This is a genomic window from Intestinimonas massiliensis (ex Afouda et al. 2020) (genome assembly GCF_001244995.1).
GTDB classification, from domain to species: Bacteria; Bacillota; Clostridia; order Oscillospirales; family Oscillospiraceae; genus Intestinimonas; species Intestinimonas massiliensis.
Genome location: NZ_LN869529.1, coordinates 1,764,639 through 1,783,143, shown reverse-complemented (window position 1 = coordinate 1,783,143; position 18,505 = coordinate 1,764,639). Strand labels below are relative to the sequence as shown.

21 protein-coding genes are annotated in these 18,505 nt (G+C 66.2%); 8 read left to right on the top strand and 13 right to left on the bottom strand.

All coding sequences use genetic code 11. From position 1 onward, the window contains the following. The first annotated feature begins 2 nt into the window (after positions 1-2). Positions 3-560 (top strand): anaerobic ribonucleoside-triphosphate reductase activating protein, encoded by a 558-nt coding sequence (gene nrdG, locus BN2154_RS12555; protein ID WP_050619104.1) that lies wholly within the window; start codon positions 3-5, stop codon positions 558-560. A gap of 21 nt (positions 561-581) precedes the next feature. Continuing rightward, positions 582-1,232, top strand: a complete 651-nt coding sequence (locus BN2154_RS12550; RefSeq protein ID WP_050619103.1) for an NUDIX hydrolase — start codon at positions 582-584, stop codon at positions 1,230-1,232. Here the strand turns inward: BN2154_RS12550 and BN2154_RS12545 are convergent. Next, positions 1,165-1,992 carry a GNAT family N-acetyltransferase gene (locus BN2154_RS12545; protein WP_050619102.1) on the bottom strand — a complete coding sequence of 276 codons (828 nt, stop codon included), beginning with the start codon at positions 1,990-1,992 and terminating at the stop codon, positions 1,165-1,167. The two genes, BN2154_RS12550 and BN2154_RS12545, sit on opposite strands and share 68 nt — an antisense overlap. 12 nt (positions 1,993-2,004) lie before the next feature. Between BN2154_RS12545 and BN2154_RS12540 the strand changes: the two genes are divergently transcribed. Both BN2154_RS12540 and rsmI read left to right on the top strand, forming a co-directional pair. Next, positions 2,005-2,694 carry a tRNA1(Val) (adenine(37)-N6)-methyltransferase gene (locus BN2154_RS12540; RefSeq protein WP_050619101.1) on the top strand — a complete coding sequence of 230 codons (690 nt, stop codon included), beginning with the start codon at positions 2,005-2,007 and terminating at the stop codon, positions 2,692-2,694. Positions 2,695-2,716: 22 nt separating this feature from the next. Next, entirely contained in the window at positions 2,717-3,559 is an 843-nt protein-coding gene (gene rsmI / locus BN2154_RS12535; protein ID WP_050619100.1) for a 16S rRNA (cytidine(1402)-2'-O)-methyltransferase, read from the top strand. Positions 3,560-3,741: 182 nt separating this feature from the next. On the opposite strand, the gene BN2154_RS12530 is transcribed toward rsmI, so the two are convergent. Beyond that, a complete protein-coding gene (locus tag BN2154_RS12530) occupies positions 3,742-3,984 on the bottom strand; it encodes an AbrB/MazE/SpoVT family DNA-binding domain-containing protein (RefSeq protein ID WP_050619099.1) in 243 nt (80 codons plus the stop codon). Positions 3,985-4,184: 200 nt separating this feature from the next. On the opposite strand from BN2154_RS12530, the gene BN2154_RS12525 reads away from it, so the two are divergent. Next, positions 4,185-4,763 carry a nucleoside recognition domain-containing protein gene (locus BN2154_RS12525; protein WP_050619098.1) on the top strand — a complete coding sequence of 193 codons (579 nt, stop codon included), beginning with the start codon at positions 4,185-4,187 and terminating at the stop codon, positions 4,761-4,763. Between the two features lies 1 nt (position 4,764). Further along, entirely contained in the window at positions 4,765-5,286 is a 522-nt protein-coding gene (locus tag BN2154_RS12520; RefSeq protein ID WP_050619097.1) for a spore maturation protein, read from the top strand. A gap of 34 nt (positions 5,287-5,320) precedes the next feature. Here the strand turns inward: BN2154_RS12520 and BN2154_RS12515 are convergent, their stop codons facing one another. The 9 genes from BN2154_RS12515 to BN2154_RS12475 form a co-directional block, all read right to left on the bottom strand. Next, positions 5,321-6,535, bottom strand: coding sequence for an MFS transporter (locus tag BN2154_RS12515; protein ID WP_242853755.1), 1,215 nt, complete (start codon positions 6,533-6,535; stop codon positions 5,321-5,323). Further along, on the bottom strand, positions 6,532-7,911 hold the full coding sequence (locus BN2154_RS12510) for an alginate O-acetyltransferase AlgX-related protein (protein WP_050619096.1): 1,380 nt from the start codon (positions 7,909-7,911) through the stop codon (positions 6,532-6,534). Before BN2154_RS12510 ends, BN2154_RS12515 begins: the two co-directional genes overlap by 4 nt. A 12-nt stretch (positions 7,912-7,923) precedes the next feature. Continuing rightward, positions 7,924-9,354: an MBOAT family O-acyltransferase gene (locus tag BN2154_RS12505; protein ID WP_050619095.1), complete on the bottom strand. Its 1,431-nt coding sequence runs from the start codon at positions 9,352-9,354 to the stop codon at positions 7,924-7,926. 21 nt (positions 9,355-9,375) lie between these two features. Continuing rightward, positions 9,376-10,398: an acyltransferase gene (locus tag BN2154_RS12500; protein WP_050619094.1), complete on the bottom strand. Its 1,023-nt coding sequence runs from the start codon at positions 10,396-10,398 to the stop codon at positions 9,376-9,378. 19 nt (positions 10,399-10,417) lie between these two features. Further along, positions 10,418-11,500, bottom strand: coding sequence for an acyltransferase (locus BN2154_RS12495; RefSeq protein ID WP_050619093.1), 1,083 nt, complete (start codon positions 11,498-11,500; stop codon positions 10,418-10,420). Between the two features lie 3 nt (positions 11,501-11,503). Next, positions 11,504-11,881, bottom strand: a complete 378-nt coding sequence (locus tag BN2154_RS12490; RefSeq protein ID WP_050619092.1) for a VOC family protein — start codon at positions 11,879-11,881, stop codon at positions 11,504-11,506. Positions 11,882-11,901: 20 nt separating this feature from the next. Next, a complete protein-coding gene (sdaAA, locus tag BN2154_RS12485) occupies positions 11,902-12,759 on the bottom strand; it encodes an L-serine ammonia-lyase, iron-sulfur-dependent, subunit alpha (RefSeq protein ID WP_050619091.1) in 858 nt (285 codons plus the stop codon). A 1-nt stretch (position 12,760) separates the two neighbouring features. After that, positions 12,761-13,429 carry an L-serine ammonia-lyase, iron-sulfur-dependent subunit beta gene (sdaAB, locus tag BN2154_RS12480; protein WP_050619090.1) on the bottom strand — a complete coding sequence of 223 codons (669 nt, stop codon included), beginning with the start codon at positions 13,427-13,429 and terminating at the stop codon, positions 12,761-12,763. Between the two features lie 380 nt (positions 13,430-13,809). Next, on the bottom strand, positions 13,810-14,022 hold the full coding sequence (locus BN2154_RS12475) for a helix-turn-helix domain-containing protein (RefSeq protein ID WP_050619089.1): 213 nt from the start codon (positions 14,020-14,022) through the stop codon (positions 13,810-13,812). Positions 14,023-14,093: 71 nt separating this feature from the next. Here BN2154_RS12475 and BN2154_RS12470 point away from each other — a divergent pair, with 71 nt between their 5' ends. Beyond that, on the top strand, positions 14,094-14,333 hold the full coding sequence (locus tag BN2154_RS12470) for a hypothetical protein (RefSeq protein WP_050619088.1): 240 nt from the start codon (positions 14,094-14,096) through the stop codon (positions 14,331-14,333). 3 nt (positions 14,334-14,336) lie between these two features. Here BN2154_RS12470 and BN2154_RS12465 read toward each other — a convergent pair whose 3' ends face one another. Both BN2154_RS12465 and BN2154_RS12460 read right to left on the bottom strand, forming a co-directional pair. After that, the gene (locus BN2154_RS12465) at positions 14,337-15,929 is read right to left on the bottom strand and encodes an amidohydrolase (protein WP_050619087.1); all 1,593 of its coding nucleotides are present in this window, start codon (positions 15,927-15,929) and stop codon (positions 14,337-14,339) included. Between the two features lie 4 nt (positions 15,930-15,933). Next, positions 15,934-17,208 (bottom strand): chloride channel protein, encoded by a 1,275-nt coding sequence (locus BN2154_RS12460; RefSeq protein ID WP_050619086.1) that lies wholly within the window; start codon positions 17,206-17,208, stop codon positions 15,934-15,936. Between the two features lie 219 nt (positions 17,209-17,427). On the opposite strand from BN2154_RS12460, the gene BN2154_RS12455 reads away from it, so the two are divergent. Beyond that, a complete protein-coding gene (locus tag BN2154_RS12455) occupies positions 17,428-18,381 on the top strand; it encodes a hemolysin family protein (protein ID WP_050619085.1) in 954 nt (317 codons plus the stop codon). The last annotated feature ends 124 nt before the right edge of the window (positions 18,382-18,505 follow it).

Here is an 18,505-nt window from a genome sequence, read left to right as displayed (position 1 = left end):
TAATGAAAGAATCGCAAAAGGAGGGACGCGCCGTGCGCATCGCCAATACCATCTCCGACTCCATCGTGGACGGCCCCGGTCTGCGGCTGACGGTCTTCGCCCAGGGCTGCCCCCACCGCTGCCCCGACTGCCACAACCCGGAGACCCACGACCCGGCGGGGGGACGGGAGGCGGAGTTGGCGGAGCTCATCGCCCTGTTGGACACCAACCCGCTGCTCCAGGGGCTGACCCTGTCCGGCGGCGACCCCTTCCTCCAGGCGGCGGAGTGCGCCGCTCTGGCCCGGGCGGCCCGGGACCGGGGTCTGGACGTGTGGACCTACACCGGCTGGACCTATGAGCAGCTTTTGACGGAGGGCGACCCGGACCGGCTGGCCCTGCTGGACGCCACCGATGTGCTGGTGGACGGCCCCTTTGTAGCGGCCCGGAAGTCCTATGCCGCCCTGTTCCGGGGCTCGGACAACCAGCGGCTCATCGACCTAAGAAAAACCGAACGGGAGGGCCGGGTGGTCCTGTGGACCCGGCCCGACCCGCTGGCTCACTTTACGGTGCCGGAATCCTGAACAGAGAGGAGCGAGCAGCCGATGACCATCGGTGATTTTGAGCGGAGGTTCATGGACCACACCCCCGTCCTGATGGACGTGCGGGCCCACTACGCCGTGCTGGTGCCCCTGGTGGAGTGGCAGGGGGAGCCCTATCTGCTCCTGGAGGTCCGCTCGGAGACGCTGAACCGCCAGCCGGGGGAGGTCTGCTTCCCCGGCGGCCGGATGGAGCCCGGTGAGGGGCCCACCCAGTGCGCCTTCCGGGAGACCCGGGAGGAGCTGGGCATCCCCGCCTCGGCCATCCGGCCCATCGCCCGGCTGGACGAGCTCCACCACCGGGACGGCACCCTGCTCCACCCGGTGCTGGCCCAGGTGGACGCCGGGGCGGTGGTCCACATGTCGGCCAGCCACGCCGAGGTGAAGGAGACCTTTCTGGCGCCGGTGCGCTTTTTTCGGGAGAATCCGCCTCAGGTGTACCACTACCCCCTGCGGGCCGAGGTGGGGGAGGACTTCCCCTACCACCTCATCGGCTTCGACCGGGGCTACCGCTGGCGGGCGGGGGGGATGGAGGTGCCCATCTGGAGCTATCGGGGCCACGCCGTCTGGGGCCTTACCGCCCGCATCATCAAGCACCTGATGGAGCAGCTTGCAGAAGGGGAAGAGAGTAATACTCCACCAGTCGCCGCACCGTAAAACCGCTGGAGGCATACAGGCGGCGGGCCCGCTCATTGCCGCCGTCCACCTCCAGCAGCACGTGCCGTTTGCCACGCAGAGGGGCCAGCCCGTCCAGCAGGGCGGCCATAAGCCCGCCGCCCAGGCCCTGCCCTTGGAGCGCGGGGTCTACCGCCACGCCGAAGATAGACAGGGCCTCTCCCCGGAGGTTGACACAGGCGGCGCCCGCCAGGCGGCCTTGCCGCTCCAGCACCCGGCAGAGGATGCCCTCCTGCAGACAGCCGGCGGCCATTCCGCCATTGCCGGGGAAGGCGGCGGAATAGAGGACTTCCAGGGCGGAACGGTCGGTCTCCTGTGCCGGGCGAAGGGAGACCGAGACGCGGGGCGCGGCATGGGCGCCGCCGTAGTACATCAGATATTCGGAGTGGTCCAGGGCTAGGCCCCAGTGGGAGGCCACGGCACGGCCGTCGCTGCTGTCCCCCTGGCAGGGGAACAGCAGCCGCCGGCAGCCGGCGGGCCGCAGGACGGCGACCGCCTCCTGAAGCAGAGCGCGGAAGATCCCCTGCCGGCGGCAGGACGGACGGACGCAGGCGCTGATCTCCGCGGTGTCGGCGGTTGGCAGGAAGACGGACAGCGAACCCACCGGCCGGCCCCGGTCCAGAGCCTGGAAGTAGCTGGGCATCTCGGGGCAGACATGAAAGGAATGGTCCGGATTTTCCAGCCGGTCGAAGCCGTCTGGAGCCGTCCGTGCAGTGATGGCGCGGATTTCCATGAGGGTCATCTCACTTTCACGATGGATGGATGCAAAAACCAGTATACCACGCAAGGGGGACGGATTACCATAGAGCGGACAGAGCGGCTGGGGCGCTATACCCTGGTACAGACGGCGGACTGCTTCCCCCTGGGGGGCGACACCCTGGCCCTGGGGGACTTTGCCACCCTGCGGCGGGGCTGGCGGGTGTGTGATCTGGGCTGCGGCTCCGGGGCGCTGGGGCTGCTTCTGCTGGAGCGGGAGCCCAGCCTGGCCCTCACCGGTGTGGAACGGAACCCGGCCGCCGCTGCGGTGGCGGACCGGAACTTTCGGGAAAACGGCGTGGAAGGGCGCGTCTGCGCCGGGGATCTGCGGGACCCGGAACTGCTGCCCGCCGGCAGTTTTGACCTAGCGGTGTCCAACCCGCCCTGGTTCCGGGAGGGCGGCGGGGCGTCCGGCGGGTCCGCCCGGATGGAGCACGCCTGTACCCTGGACGAGCTGTGCGCTGCCGCCGGGCGGCTGGTGCGAAACGGCGGGCGCTTTGCCCTGGTCCACCGGCCGGAGCGGCTGGCCGACCTGCTGGAGGCCTTGCGGTCCCATGGGCTGGAGCCCAAGCGGCTGCGGCTGGTCCAACACCGGGCGGATGCCCCGCCCTCGGCGGTGCTGGCCGAGGCTGTCCGTCAGGGCAGGCCGGGGCTGGAGATTCTGCCCGCCCTGCTGCGCACCCCATGAAATTGACCGAGGAGGAGACAATATGCCCGGAACCTTGTACCTGGTCCCCACCCCCATCGGCAACCTGGGAGATATCTCCCGGCGGATGGCCGATACCCTGGCGGCGGTGGACTTCATCGCCGCTGAGGACACCCGTGTCACCGTGAAGCTACTCAATCATCTGGGGCTGAAAAAGCCGATGCTGAGCTATTACCGGCACAACACCGGCGCCAGCGGGGCGGCGGTCCTCAGCCGCCTTCTGGCGGGCGAAGACTGCGCTCTGGTCACTGACGCGGGCACCCCTGCGGTCAGCGACCCCGGCGAGGAGTTGGTGGCCCAGTGCGCCGCCGCCGGTGTGAGCGTGGTTTCCATCCCGGGACCTTGCGCCCTGGTCACCGCGCTGGCGGCCTCGGGCCTGCCCACCGGCCGGTTTACCTTTGAGGGATTTTTGGCTATGAACAAGAAAAATCGCCGGGCCCACCTGGAGCAGCTCCGGGGTGAGCAGCGGACCATGCTGTTCTACGAGGCGCCCCACAAGCTGACGGCCACCCTGCGGGATCTGCGGGATACCTTTGGCCCCGAGCGGCGTATCTCTCTGTGCCGGGAGCTCACCAAGCTCCACGAGGAGGTCCGCCGCACCACCCTGGGCGAGGCGGCCGCGTGGTATGAGGAAAACCCGCCCAAGGGGGAGTTCGTCCTGGTGGTGGAGGGGGGCTGCCCGCCCGCAGAGGACAGTGCCACCCTGGAGGACGGGCTGGCACGGCTGCTTGCTCTGCAAGGCCAGGGCTGCTCCCTGAAGGACGCCGCCCGGCAGGCGGCGGCGGAGCTGGGACTTCCGCGCAAGGCCCTTTATGACCGGGCGGTGTCGTCGAAGAAGGACGAATGAGCGGCGACATCCCTATTATGTAATAAAATGGAAAGCATAATTATACAATCAGTATATATATTTTGCAATATAACCTCTGATTATAGCAGGACCTGCGGGGCCCGGAGCGGATCAGACAAAAGAAAAAGTCACTGGAAATCCGCACCACCTGGATTTCCGGTGACTTTTTCTTTGCAAAAACTTTACTTGCTCATCAGCTCACGGATGCAGTTGGGGCAAACGTTTTTCCCCTTAAAATTAATTACATCCTTGGCATCATCGCAGAAGATGCAGGCCGGCTGATACTTTTTGAGGACGATGGATGCACCATCCACATAGATCTCCAGCGAGTCTTTTTCGGCGATATCGAGAGTGCGCCGCAGCTCGATCGGCAGCACGATGCGCCCAAGCTCATCTACTTTACGTACAATTCCGGTTGACTTCATGGCAGAAACCCCTTTCCAGATAAAGGCAACAATTTTCCCACAAATAGACCAATATCTGACAGTATTATAACATGGAGTATAGAAATGTCAATCGGTAAATGGAAAATATTTGTGAGAAATCTTGCCAAATTTATCCTAAAACCGGAAGGCATGTTTCTACGTTTCGCCACGTATGATGAAGGCTGAGGGGAGTGTGGGACATGGCGATGTCGATCATTTGGACCGGGATGGTCCTGGTATCCATCCTGTGCGGACTGGCGACGGGCCGCGGACCGGCGGTGGCCACGGCCGCCCTGGACGGGGCGGCGGCGGCGGTGGAGCTGTGCCTCTCCCTGGCGGGTGTGCTGTGCCTGTGGATGGGGGTCATGGAGATCATGCGGCGCTCCGGCCTGTCCCAGAAGCTGTCCCGGCTGCTGATGCCGGTGCTCCGGCGGCTCTACCCCGCCTTCGCCCGGGACAGGGAGGTGATGGACACCATTGCGGCCAATGTGTCGGCTAATTTGCTGGGGCTGGGCAACGCTGCCACGCCCCTGGGTCTGGAGGCCGCCCGGAAGATGAGCCGCAGGACCCCGGGTGTGGCCAACGACGCGCTTTGCATGCTGGTGGTGTGCAACACCGCCTCCATCCAGCTTATCCCCACCACCGTGGCGGCGGTACGGGCCGGAGCCGGGTGCGCCGCACCCTTCGATATCCTGCCCGCCACCTGGCTGGCCTCGGCCATCTCGGTGAGCGTAGGTATCCTGGCGGCCAAGCTCTTCGCAAAGATCTGGAGGACATGATATGGATCTCATCTTCACCATGCTGGTGCCCCTTATCATCGCCGTGGTGGCCCTGTACGGCATGCTGCGGCGGGTGGACGTATACGACGCCCTGGTCCAGGGGGCGGGAGACGGCCTTGGGGTCCTGATCCGCATCGTACCGCCCCTCATCGGCCTGCTGACGGCGGTGTATATGCTCCGAGCTTCCGGCGCCCTGGAGCTGGCGGGGGAGGCACTCTCTCCGGTGCTGGCCCGGCTGGGCATCCCCGTGGAGACCATCGCCCTGCTGCTGGTCCGGCCGGTCAGCGGCAGCGCTGCCCTGGGGGTGGGGGCCGAGCTCATCCAGACCTATGGGCCGGACTCCCTCATCGGCCGGACGGCGGCGGTGATGCTGGGTTCCACCGAGACCACCTTTTACACCATAGCCGTCTATTTCGGGGCAGCGGGCATTGTCAAGACCCGCTACGCAGTCCCGGCCGCCCTCTGCGCCGACCTGGCGGGGTTTATGGCGGCCGCCTGGGCGGTGCGGGTGCTGTTTGAGTGAAAACAAAAGGGCTCCGGCGGCCGCCGGGGCCCTTTTACGCGGCCTTGGGCCGGCGCAGAGACAGTCCGGCCAGCAGAGCCCCGGCGGCGCACAGGGCGGCGCAGAAGAGCAGCATCCGATCTACGCCCCAGCGGTCCAGTACCTGCCCGGCCAGCAGGCTGCCCAGCACGCCGCCCAGACCGTTGGAGGCGACCATCATGATGGTCTGGCCCCGGACCCGGTCCCCGGCGGGGACCGACTCGTTTACGTAGTATACCGAGGAAGGGGTGAACAGGCCATAACCCAGCATCTGGAAGGACTGCACCAGACAGACCCAGAGGTAGCTGGGGGCCAGCAGCAGCCCCACGGCCTTCAGCCCGCCGCAGGCCAGGCTGACCATCAGCAGACGGGCGCTGCCCCAGCGCCGCAGCAGGCGCTGAAAGAGGAAGGCGGTGGGCAGCTCGCAGGCCGCCATGACGAACAGGGCGGCGCCCAGGTCGGGCTGTGTCCCGCCCCGGTCCAGCACCACGTTGACCAGAAAGTTGGACATGGGCAGGATGCCGGTAAGGCCGCACAGGACCCCCAGCAGCATGAGGGTGAACCGGGGATTGTGCCGCAGCAGATAGAGGGCGGAGTGGGGCCCGGAGGCCTCCGCCCCTGGGGCGGGGGCCTCGGCCCGGAAGGGGGGATAGGTGCCCACCAGGAGGATCTCCAGAATGACCAGGGCGGTATGGGTGATCAGCACCGACTCCACCCCCCAGCGGCCCACCTGGAGCCCCAGGACCACACAACACACGGCATAGGCGAAGGGGCCGATGCCCCGGCCCAGGCTGTACCGAATGGGCGCCCCGGCGTTGATGAATTGGATGGCCATGGCGTCCATCAGAGGATAGGCGGACAGCTCCAGTCCGCCGATGACGACGAATACCGCCAAAGTTCCGGCCATGCCCATGGGGAGGAGGGTGAAGATCACTCCGGCGACGAAGCTGAGGCCCAGGGAGGCAGAGACGATGTACTTGAGGGGAATGTGGGGGTGGCGGTCGGCAAAGCCGCCCAGCGCGGGCTGGCAGACGATGCCTGCCAGGCAGCGCACGGCGATGATGAGGCCCACCTGGCCGTTGGAGAAGCCGCGGCCTTGGAGCAGCGCGGCCTGGTAGGCGCAGATGGCGGCAAACATGGCCCAGAAACCGGCCTGCATGGCGATGTAGTGGTAATCCAGGCGACGGGCGGAGGGGAGAGCCTTCAAACAGACACCTACTTTACGATTCAATCGGATTTTTGATGTTCGGCGGCCGCGCCGGCGCCGGCGGGCAGGGGGCGCTGTACGGCGGGCGGACCGCTTTCGGCGGGGTCGGCCTCCGGAGTGGGGAGAAACTCGAACAGGGCGTCCTGCGCTACGCTGCCGGTGGTGTACAGCACCAGCACCAGATCGGGCTTGAGCCAGTCCACGTAGGTCAGCAGATTTTCGTGAAAGTAGCGCAGGTCCACGGTGATGAGCTCAGAGCAGCCCAGGGCCAGGAAGGGGGTCATGGCACAGGCGTAGGAGTCCCGCAGCAGCAGGATGCGGGGCCCGTCCTCGTCTGTGTGGTTGTAGATGCGGGCCAGGGGGTAGTCGCCCCCAGCGTAGAGTGTGTAGGGGTTGCCGCCAAAGTAGTCCTTCTCCTCCAGGCGTTCGGGGAAGAGGAGGGACTCCTCGAAGGGGCCGGTGCGCTCAATCTCGTAGATGGGCACCGAGTAGGTGAAATCAGTCTCAAAGACGGGCTTCCACAGCTCGATGCCGTCCACCCCGCCGTAGAGGGTGCCCACCCGCTTGCCCAGGCTGCCCAGGAACCAGTCCTCCCAGGCCTCCACGGTGAACTGGGAAGGGTCGCTGTACTCGGCCGGGGTGGAATAGCCGTAGTCGGACGCCAGAAGCTCGAACAGCGCGCCGCAGGCGGTGAAGGCCGCCTCGGGGGTCCAGTGGTGGTCGGTGGCGAAGAACCAGGAGCTCCAGTCCCGGTCCTCCATGGCGGCGAACAGGTCCCGGAAGTCCACATAGTCCACACCATGGACCTCCAGCTCGGCCAGCAGGGCGTCGGCGTAGTCGTTGCTGTGATCTGTCACCCCCGCGGGCAGGCGGTCGTCCTCCGGCGCCACCTTGCCGGGGGCCTGGAGGTAGAGCAGGGGGATGTCCCGCTTGCCAAGCTGGTCCCGCAGCCGGGCCAGGGCCTTACCGTGGGAGGCGGTGTCCGCCTCCTCGGCGTTGACGAAGGTGAGGGTGCCGTCGGTGAGCCGGACCACCGAATAGCGGGGGTCGGCGTCGTCCACCACCTGCCGCTGGGTCAGGCGCTGGGCGGCGCCGTAGAGCTGGATGAACAGGTGATTGCGGTCCAGCAGGGAGTTGGCGGCGGGTTCGGCGGCGGCGATTTTTTCCTGAACGGCGTCCAGCAGGGGAGTGGGCTTCACCGCCTCAGCCTGTCCGGAAATGCCCGGCGCAGAGCGGCCCAGGTCCCGGGACAGGCGGGTGACGTAAGCGGCGCTCCGCTGGGGCAGGAGTACGCCCGCCCGCTCCGGACCGGGGGCGTAGAGACCGGAGAAAAGAAAGACCGCCCCGGCCAGCAGGGCGGCCAGAAAGAGAACGGCCCCCCAGGATTCGCGGTTTGCCATGGTGGACCTCCTCTAGAAATTGAAGTAGATGAAGGGGTTATAGGTGCCCTTCACCAGATAGGCCGCCGCCGCCAGCAGGACGGTGAGCAGGGTCAGGGAGTAGACCGCCCCCCACATGGGCAGGACGTGGGCGGCGTAGCGGCGCAGATAGCCGCCCACCCGCACGGACAGCCACCGGGCCACGGGAAAAGCGAACAGCGCGGCGAAGAGCAGCACTACAGCGTACTGCCGCAGGTAGTAGCCCGCCCGGTCCAGCGGGTCGGGCTGGGCGCCAAAATGGAACATGGCCGCCCAAAACCGCCCGGCAGCGCTCAGGTCGTCGGCCCGGAAGAGGACCCAGCCGAAGTTGACCAGCAGGAAGGTGAACACTCCTTTCAGGGGCCGGGGCAGCCACTCGCCGGCATGCCAGAATTTTTCCAGGCACAGCAGGACGAAATAGTACAGCCCCCAGCACACGAAGGTCCAGTTGGCCCCGTGCCACACGCCGGTAAGCAGCCAGACCACGAACAGATTCCGCAGCAGCTTCCAACTTTGGTCCACCCGGGAGCCGCCCAGAGGGATGTAGACGTAGTCCCGGAACCAGGAGGACAGGGAGATGTGCCACCGCCGCCAGAACTCGGTGATGGAGGTGGAGAGATAGGGGTAGTTGAAGTTTTCCAAAAAATGAAAGCCGAACATCCGGCCCAGGCCGATGGCCATGTCGGAGTAGCCGGAAAAGTCAAAGTAGATCTGAAGGGTATAGCACAGCGAGCCCAGCCAGGCGAAGGGCATGGACAGGCCGACGCCGACCGTCCCCCAGGCGGCGTCGGCAATGCTGGCCAACTGGTTGGCCAGCAATACCTTCTTCCCCAGCCCCACCACGAACCGGCAGCACCCGGCGGAGAAATCCGCCCAGTTCTCCCGGCGGTGGAGGATCTCTTCCGCGATGGTGGAGTATTTGACGATGGGCCCGGCGATGAGCTGGGGAAAGAAGGAGATATACAGCCCCAGGTCCGCAAGGCTGCGCTGGACCCGGGTCTCGCCCCGGGCCACGTCAAAGACGTAGCTCATGGCCTGGAAGGTAAAAAAGGAGATGCCGATGGGCAGGCCAATGACCGGAACGGGGACCGAAAGACCCAGCCGGCCCAGGTTGGTCAGGGTGAAGGTGAGGTACTTGAAGACAAAGAGCAGCCCCAGGTTGCAGACTGCCGCCGCCGCCACCGGCAGCCGGACGCTCCGGCAGCGGCACAGCCGGGCGTGGACCCAGAGGCCGAAGCCGTAGTTGGCCGCGATGGAGGCCGCCATGACCAGCACAAACCAGGGCTCCCCCCAGGCGTAAAAAAGCAGGGAGGCCGCCAGCAGGAAGAGATTCTGCGCCCGACGCAGGCCCCGGAGGGGGATGTAATAGACCGCCAGGACAATGGGCAGGTAGGCGAAGAGAAAGACCGAACTGGAGAAGAGCATGGGCGGCAGACTCCTTATGGGTTACGTAATGTAGGCTCCCACCACCGGGAGCTTCCGCAGCGCCCGTGCGGTGCCGGCGGCGCAGAAGAAGACCGCCAGGGACAGCAGCGGCGCCGACAGCCAGGGGGTGAAGCGGAGGGTAGTCAGACCGAAATGGTTGAGGAGCATGAGAAAAAAGACGTGGCTCAGATAGACGCCGAAGGAGCAGTCGGACAGGCCCGCCACCCGGCTGGGGCGGAGGCGGCATTGCCTGCACAGCAAAAACAGGGCGCAGGCGGTGCAGGCCACGTTGGGGGTGAGGTAGCCGTATACGTCGCTCCCCAGCGCCAGGGTGGCGGCCAGACCGGACAGACCCAGGGCGTAGACGGCGTACCGGACACGGGGCCTCAGGTCATAGGTCCGCAGGTAGTACCCCGCCACGTAATAGCCCGGATAGCCCCCGATGAGGGGAAGTTCAAGCTGCTTGAGCCAGCTTTGCGCTCCGACGCTGGGAAAGTAGCTCAAAACGGTGGGGAGCAGCAGCCCCGCCAGGAACCAGAGGGCCAGCAGCCACTCCAGCTCCCGCCGGGAGCAGCCCCGGACCAATCCCCGGAGGACGGGGGTGAGCAGGTACAGACCCAGCAGCATGTAGAGATACCACAGGTGATACTCCGTCTGCCCCCGCAAAGTGAGCAGCAGGGCGTTCCGTACGCCCGCCACCCCGGCTTTGCGAAAGTAAATGAGATTGTAGAAAAAACCCCAGGCCAGCAGGGCGGCGAGGATGCGGGGCAGACGGCTCCGGAGCAGGAAGCGAACGGTCAGCGGCTTATTCGGGTCCAGCAGGAAAGCGCCCGACAGCAGGACGAAGACCGGCACGCACCAGCGGGTCAGCCCGTCCCAGGCCATTAGCGCCGTCCACTCCGCGGAGCCCTCCTCCGCCAGGGCCAGCCAGGTGGTGGAGGTGTGGAGCAGGACCACGGCGAAGGTGGCCAGGACCCGCAGCAGGTCGGCCCAGGCCAGACGTCCCGTCCGCCCGGCCGTGGGGCGCTCCAGCAGGGTATCCATGGGGAGAACCTCCTTTGGGTCAGGTGATGTAGCGGCCCACCACCGGGATCTTGTGGAGGAGCCAGGATACGGCGAAGCTGGGCACCGCGATGGCCAGAGTCAGCAGAGGCACCGCCAGCGCCGGAGTGATGGGGGGATTGGACAGGCCGAAGTAGCGCAGCAGGGTGAGAAAGACCACGTGGACCAGATAGACGCCGAAGGTGTAGTCGGCGGCATGGCTGACCCGGGCCCGGCGGGAGCGCTCGTCGCTGAGGCCCAGCACATACCGGAACAGGACAAACACGGCCACCGACATGGCGCACACGTTGGGGGTGAGGTAGCTCATCATCAGGCCGTTGAACTCTCCCGGGCCGTTGCCCGCGTTGAGGGCGGCGGAGCCCCATACCGTGGCGGCCGCCCCGGCGACGCCCAGCACGTAGATCAGGCCCTCTGCCCCCCGGCCCAGGGTATACTCCTTCAAATAGTCCCCCGCCACGAAGTACCCCACGTAGGCCAGGGGCGGGTAGGCCAGGGGGAAGTTGAGGGAGAGCTTGTTGGCGTAGAGCTCCACCGTCTGGCTGCCCCGGAGCCGCAGGAACAGGGGCAGCACATAGACGAAGAGAAAAACCACCAGAAAGAACCAGTGGAAATCGCTGCGCCGGGCGCCCCGGACGAAGGCGCGGAGCAGGGGGGTGAGCAGATAGAGCCCCGCTACCATATACAAAAACCACAGATGGGTGGGCACGCTGCCCAGCGCCACGGCGTACAGGGCGTCCAGCACCCCCCGCAGGGTGAGGCCGCGGAAGAGGGCGGTGTTCATCAGGGCATAGACCACGCCCCAGAACACCAGGGCCACGACCACCCGCAGCAGATAGCGGAACAGCAGGTGGGGCCAGGCGAGGGACTTTTTGGGGTCCAGCAGGAACATGCCCGAGCACATGACAAATACCGGGACGCACCAGTGGGCCAGGCAGTCCCAGGCGTTGAGGAGGTTCCAGTCCGTGGTCCCGGCGGGGAGGGACTCCAGCCAGCCGCCGGAGACGTGGACCACGATGACGGCCAGACAGGCGAACACCCGCAGCAGATCGGCATAGGCCAGCCGGCCCTGGTCGCTTCTTGCCATGGGTTACGGTTTGGGCTTCCGGTCGGGGATGATCTCGATCCAGTAGCCGTCGGGGTCCTCGATGAAATAGATGCCCATAGCCGGATTTTCAAAGCAGATGCAGCCCATCTCCCGGTGCTTGGTGTGCCAGACGTCGAATTCGTCGGTGACGAAGGCCAGGTGAAACTCCCCCTCACCCAGATCATAGGCCTCCGTACGGTCCTTCAGCCAGGTCAGCTCCAGCTCAAAGCCGGTGACCCCGTCCCCCAGATAGACCAGCCGGAAGGAGCCGTCCTTGGCGTTGATCTCCCGGGTGGGGGCCAGGCCCAGGGCGTCCCGGTAGAAGTTCAGGCTGCGGTCCAGGTCCAGCACGTTGAAATTTTCATGGGCAAAACGAATCATGTCTCTTTCTCCTTTCCAAATCAGGGACTGCGCATCTGCTCGGCGATGCGGCGGCCCGTGGGCGTGGCGGCGATGCCGCCGCCTCCGGTCTCCTTCAGGGCGGCGGGCATCTGGTCCCCCACCGCCCGCATGGCGTCAATGACCTCGTCGCAGGGGATGGGGCTGGCCGCCCCGGCCAAAGCCAGTTCGGCGGCAGACAGGGCGTTCATGGCCCCGATGACGTTGCGGCCTACGCAGGGCAGCTCCACCAGCCCGGCCACCGGGTCGCACACCAGACCCATCAGGTTTTGCAGGGCCGTGGCGCAGGCGGCGGCCATCTGCTCCGGGCTACCGCCCAGCAGGTGGACCAGGGCGGCGGCGGCCATGGCTGAGGCGGAGCCCACCTCGGCCTGACAGCCCCCCTCCGCCCCGGCGATGGAGGCCCGGGTGGCGATGACCTGCCCGAAGCCGGCGGAGACGTAGAGCGCCCGGAGAATCTCCTCGTCGGAGAGGGCGTATTTCGCCTGCACCGGCAGCAGCACCGCCGGGAGCACGCCGCTGGCCCCCGCGGTGGGGGCGGCCACGATGCGGCCCATGCAGGAATTGCACTCGGCCACCTTGAGGGCGGTGGCCATGACCTGGGTGACGAAGGCCCCGGAGAGCTCCACCCCGGCGGCCTCCACCTTGGCGGCGGCTCCGCCGGTGAGCCCGCAGGCCGAGCGCTTGTCCGGGTCGTAGCCCGCCACCGAGGCCCGCATGGCCTCCCACAACCCGGCCATCCGGGTCCAGGAGGCCTCCCGCTCCACGCCCCGGTCCCGCAGGTCGTCCAGCAGCACAGCCTCCCACAGCGGGCGGTCCAGTGCGGCCCGGAGCAGGTGCTCCACAGAATGAAACGCCATATCAGTCCGCCTCCCCCATGTTCAGATACGTACACCGGACGATGCCGGGCAGGGTGCGCAGGTAGTCGGCCATCCCCTCGGGGATGGGCTGGTCGCTCTCGATGACCATGACGGCCAGGCCGCCCCGGCGGTCCCGGTAGAGCTGCATGGCGGCGATGTTCACCCCGTGCTCGGACAGCAGCCCGGCCACTTCGGCCACCTGGCCGGGCTTGTCCTCGTTGCGGATGATGAGGGTGGGGTAGTCGCCGGTGAAGGTGGCCTCCATGCCGTCGATGGCGTTGACCCGCACCCGGCCGCCCCCCAGGGAGGAGGCGTTGACCTCCAGCACCCGGCCCTCCCGGTTCTCCACCCGGAGGATGGCGGTGTTGGGGTGGGCGCCCCGGATGACGGCGGCGGAGACGCTGAGGTCCATGCCCGCCTCCCGGGCCAGGACGAAGGACTGGGGCAGGCGGGGGTCGTCCGGGGGCAGGCCCAGCAGTCCGGCCACCAGCGCCCGGTCGGTGCCGTGACCCCGGCCGGTGGCGGCAAAGGAGCCGTGGAGGATGAGGGCAGCGGCCACGGGCTGTTCGCCCAGCAGCCGCCGGGTGATGAGCCCGATGCGGGCCGCCCCGGCGGTGTGGGAGGACGAAGGGCCCACCATGATGGGACCCATGATGTCGAAGATGTTCATGACGATCTCCTTTGGGGAAAGAAATAGGGGGCACTCCGGGATGGCCCCTCGCATGGGAGCGGCGCTCCCGCGCAGGGGTCCCCTTTCTTCCCGAAGAAAGGGGACGGAAAGAAGGGCCAAAGAGGGGGATTTCGATTTCCCCCTCTTTGGAATCTCCCCTTAAAACGACCAGCCAAGGGGGCTGCGGCCCCCTTGTTTGGATTCATTCCCCCGGGGCGCGCCCCCCAGGGGGGTACATCCAATAGGGGGGACCGCGGTCCCCCCTGATTGGCCGTTTTAAGGGGTGGGGTGTCGGGGCGGGGGAAATCGGAATCCCCCGCCCTGACTGCTTTTCCCGCCCCTTTTCCAGAAAAGGGGCGCCGCCGGAGGCAGGGGGCCTTCTACTTCCGCTGGTCTGAACGGCCCAGCAAATAGTCGGCGGAAACATCAAAGTAATCGGCAATTACGGTTAACAAGGAAATCACAGGTTCCCGTTCGCCTTTCTCATAACGGATATAGGTCCGGCTGGTGACGCCAATGGCATCTGCGACAGTCTCTTGTGTCACGCCCAGATTCTGCCGCAAAATTCGCAGTCGTTGTGCAAAAATATCCATGGTTATCACTCCTTGACATGAACAAACATTCATGTTATAATGAGGTGAACGATTGATCAGGAGGTATGCATATGTCCGACTTATTGCAGGAGCTCTTCGAGCTCACCGAGCAAAACCTCCCCTATATCCCCGGTCACCGGGAGGCCAGCCTCCGCCGGGAAGCCCTGGAAGAGGAGCTGCTGACCTCGGCGTGCGCCTCTGCCTTTCGGGCCTACTGCCGGGCCGACAACGAGCTGGATCAGGAGAGCCGGAAGAGCCTCTTTCTCCGGACGCTGGCCCTGGGGCTGGCGCTGGGGAGCCTGCGGGCCTGAAGCTCAGGCTCGGTACAGGGTCTCTCCCTCCCGGATGGTCTCCAGCACCCGGATGTCCCGAATGGCCATGGGCTCCACGGCCGTGGGGTCCCGGTCCAGGAGCACCAGGTCCGCCGTCTTGCCCGGGGCCAGGGAGCCCCGCTCCCCCTCCAGAGCATACTGCCAGGCGGCGTGGACGGTGACTGCTTTCAACGCCTCATAGGCGGAGATGCGGTACTCCGGCCCCAGCACCCCGCCATTCCGGGTAATTCGGTTGACGGCGCACCAGATGCTCTCCAGCATATTGGGGGCGATGACGGGGGTGTCCTGATGCAGGGTAAAGGGCAGGCCCAGCCGGACGGCGGCAGCCAGCGGACTGATGGAGGCGGCCCGGCGGGGACCGAGGTTCTCCCGGTGCACATCCCCCCAGTACCAGAGGTGGGCGGCGAAAAAGGAGGGGAGAATGCCCAGCTCCTTCAGCTCGGCCAACTGGCCGGGGGTGACCAACTGGGCGTGGATCATCACCGGACGGATGTCCCGGACAGGGCGGTCCTCCGCCGCCTGGGCAGCCCGGCAGCAGCGGATGAACTGGGCGCAGGCCGCGTCCCCGTTACAGTGGGCCAGAAGCTGCACCCCTTCTGACAGGGCAGTACGGACGAAGCCGGTGACCTCCTCGTCGGTGTATGCGGGGTAGCCCCGGTCATCGGGCGCGCCGCCGGCGTAGGGCTCCAGCATCCAGGCCGTGCGGCCCTGGGGAGAGCCGTCCAGAAGGATCTTGTAGCCGCCCAGCCGCAGCCGACGGCTGGTCCGCTGCCAGAACTCCGACTGGCGAGAGAGCTCTGGGGCTTTTTTCAGGTCGGCATAGCCCACCACGTTCACCGCCAGGGTGCCGGTGCGGGCGGCGGCGTGGAGAAGCTGAAACTCACCCGCGCCGGTCAGCCCGTCCTGCACCAGCGTGATGCCCTGGGACAGATAGATCTGCTGGGCCAGCCGCAGCCCGGCCAGCGGGTCGGCCTGGGGAGCCGCCGGGACCCGGGCCGCAGCCAGGCGGAAGGCAGTTTCCTCCAGGTAGCCGGAGGGGGTTCTGCCGTCGGCCTCCCGGCCGATCCTTCCTCCCTCCGGGTCGGGGGTGTCCGCCGTGATGCCCATGGCGCGCAGGGCGGCGGTGCTGGCGACCCCCATATGGCCCGAGGCGTGGGTGAGCAGGACCTTCCGCCCGGGTAGGGCGGCGTCCAAGAACTGTCGGGTGGGGTGGGCCCGCTCGGCCAGGGCGGTGTGGTCGTAGCCGAAGCCCAGAATCCAGCCGTCGGCGGGCGGGTCCGTATCCTCCTCAAAAGTCCACAGGATATCCGCCATATGGTGCAGACTGGTGCTTGGGGACAGGTCGCACAGACCCATGGTGGCGGCCAGGGCGGTGATGTGGGAGTGGGCGTCGAGAAAGGCGGGGAGCAGGGCTCCGCCCGCCAGATCCCGCCGCTCCGCATCCAGAGCCAGGGCGGACAGGGTAGCCGCCCCGCCCAGCGCGGCGATCCGCCCGTCCGTGACCAGCAGGGCTTCCGGCCGGGGACCGGGCTCCATGGTCAAAATACTGCCATTGGTATAAAGGGTGCTGCGCATTGCGTCACTCCGCCTTCTTGTTGATTTGTCTGGGGATGATTTTAGAATACACGATTTGCTGCTCGCTATACAGCCCGGTATAGCCGGACAGACGGTAGGACACGGCGATAGCCAGGGCGAACAGGGGCAGGCCCCGGCCGCCGAAAAGCTCATAGGCCAGAAGGATGGAGGACAGGGGGCAGTTGGTGACGCCACAGAAGGCAGCCACCACGCCCACCGCTCCGCCGAAGGAGGGGGACAGTCCCAGCAGAGGGGCCACGGTGCAGCCGAAGGTGGCCCCGCAGGCGAAGGTCGGGACAATCTCGCCCCCACGGAAGCCCGCCCCCAGGGTGAGGGTGGTAAAGAGGATCTTGACCAGGAAGGCCCAGGGGGCCACCCCTGCGCCGTTCCCGTTGACGGCGGCCTCGATGAGATTGCCGCCCGCGCCGTTGTATACCTGGTCGGCCAGCCCGCCGTCCAGCAGAGACAGGGCCACCATGATGCAGCCGCCCACGACTGCCCGGAGCCGAGGATCGGGCAAAAACTGGGCGTAGAGGCGGCCCACGGTGTGCATGGTCTTGCAGAACAGGATGGACAGCAGGGCGCACAGACCGCCCAGGACGATGACCTGGACCAGAGGTCCGGCAGCCAGGCCGGGCAGGCCGGAGACGGCGTAGGCGGTAGGGGCCACCCCCATCCAGCCCGCCAGCAGATAGCCCACCAGGGAGGAGAGAAAGGCGGGGACCAGGGCGGCGTACTGGATGACCCCCACGTGGACCACCTCCAGCGCAAAGAGGGCGGCGGTGAGGGGGGTGCCGAAGAGGGCGGAGAAGGCGGCGGCCATGCCGCAGACGGTGAGCATCCGGCCCTCCTCCGGCTCCACGCCCATGGCGTGGGCGATCTTGTTGGAGATGGAGGCCCCCAACTGGAGGGCGGCCCCCTCCCGGCCCGCAGAGCCGCCCACCAGATGGGTGATACAGGTGGACAGGAAGATGAGGGGGGCGGTGCGCAGGTGCATGGGCTCGTGCTCCCGGACGGCCACCAGCACCAGGTTGGTGCCCCGATCCTGTTCCATGCCGCAGGCCCGGTAGAGCAGAATGATGGCCAGACCGCCGACGGGCAGCAGCAGAATGAACCAGTTGTGGGCCTGGCGGAGCTGGGTGACCAGGTCGATACCAAAGTGGAAGGCCACGCCCACCGCTCCGACCAGCAGGCCGATCAGAACGGCGAAAACACCCCGGCGCAGAAAATCCAAAAGATCCAGCCCGTGGGCGCGCAGCATGTCCGCAGACAGCTTCATGGAAACATCATCTCCGCAAAAAGTTGAAAGAAGGGCAGCGGCGGCGCCCAAAAGCGCATAGCGCGGCCATGCAGCGGCTATTATATCATAACGGAGGGCGCTTTTGAACTTTTCCGTGAAAAAATTTGCATTTCAGGCCATAGTATTGTATCATGAATATGCTGGAGCCTTTTGCGAAGAAATTCCGGCTGAAATGACTGTTTTAAGGGGGAATCCTCCATGCCGGACCCGGTATGGCCGTTCATACTCTGCGGCGCGGCCCTGTTTTTGGCGGGCGCCCTGCTCGCCGCCGCCGTCAAGCCCTTTCGGCGGGGGCTGGAGGCCGCCTGTAACGCCTTCCTCCGCATCACCCGCATCCGGCCCGACGCGGGCCGGGAATCGGTGTCCGAGGAGCAGCTCCGCGCGCTTATGGACATCAGCGAGGAAAAAGGCGCCATGGAGGCCGACGAAAAAGAGATGATCGAAAACGTCTTTGACTTCAACGACACTGTGGCCGAGGATGTGATGGTCCACCGCACCGATATGGTGATGGTCTGGACCGGCGACACCGACGAGGAGATCATGGAGACCATCCGGTCCTCCGGGCTGTCCCGGTTTCCGGTCTATGAGGAGGATGCCGACGACATCATCGGCATCCTCAGCACCCGGGACTATCTGCTCAACGCCCGGCTGGATGCGCCCAAGCCCGTGAAGGAGCTGCTGCGCAGCGCCTATTTCGTGCCCGAGTCGGTCCGGGCGGACGTCCTCTTCCGGGACATGCAGAGCAAAAAGGTACATATGGCCATCGTGGTGGACGAGTACGGCGGTACCTCCGGCCTGGTGACCATGGAGGACCTGTTGGAGGAGATCGTGGGCAACATCTACGACGAGTTTGACCCGCAGGAGGACCAGGAGATCGTCCAGTTGGAGGACAACCTGTGGCGGATTGCAGGCTCCGCCGACCTGGAGGACGTGGGCGAGGCCCTGGGCCTGGAGTTTCCCGAGGACGAGGAGTGCGACACGTTGGGCGGGCTGGTGTTCGACCAGCTCTCGGTGATCCCCGAGGATGGCGCCCAGTTCGATGTGGACGCCTGCGGCTTGCACATCCATGTGGAGGACTTCAGCGACCGCCGGGTGGACTGGGCCCTGGTGTCCAGGCGGGAACCGCAGCCGGACCCGGATGCGGAGAAATAACATGTGGGGCACAGGGCGGTTCCGGCGCGGCGCGCCGGGCCGTCCTTCGGACTTTTTCCGGGAAATACGAAAAGCTATAAAATTCACAAAAATTTGTTTTGAAAAATAGCGCCGCCTGTAGTAT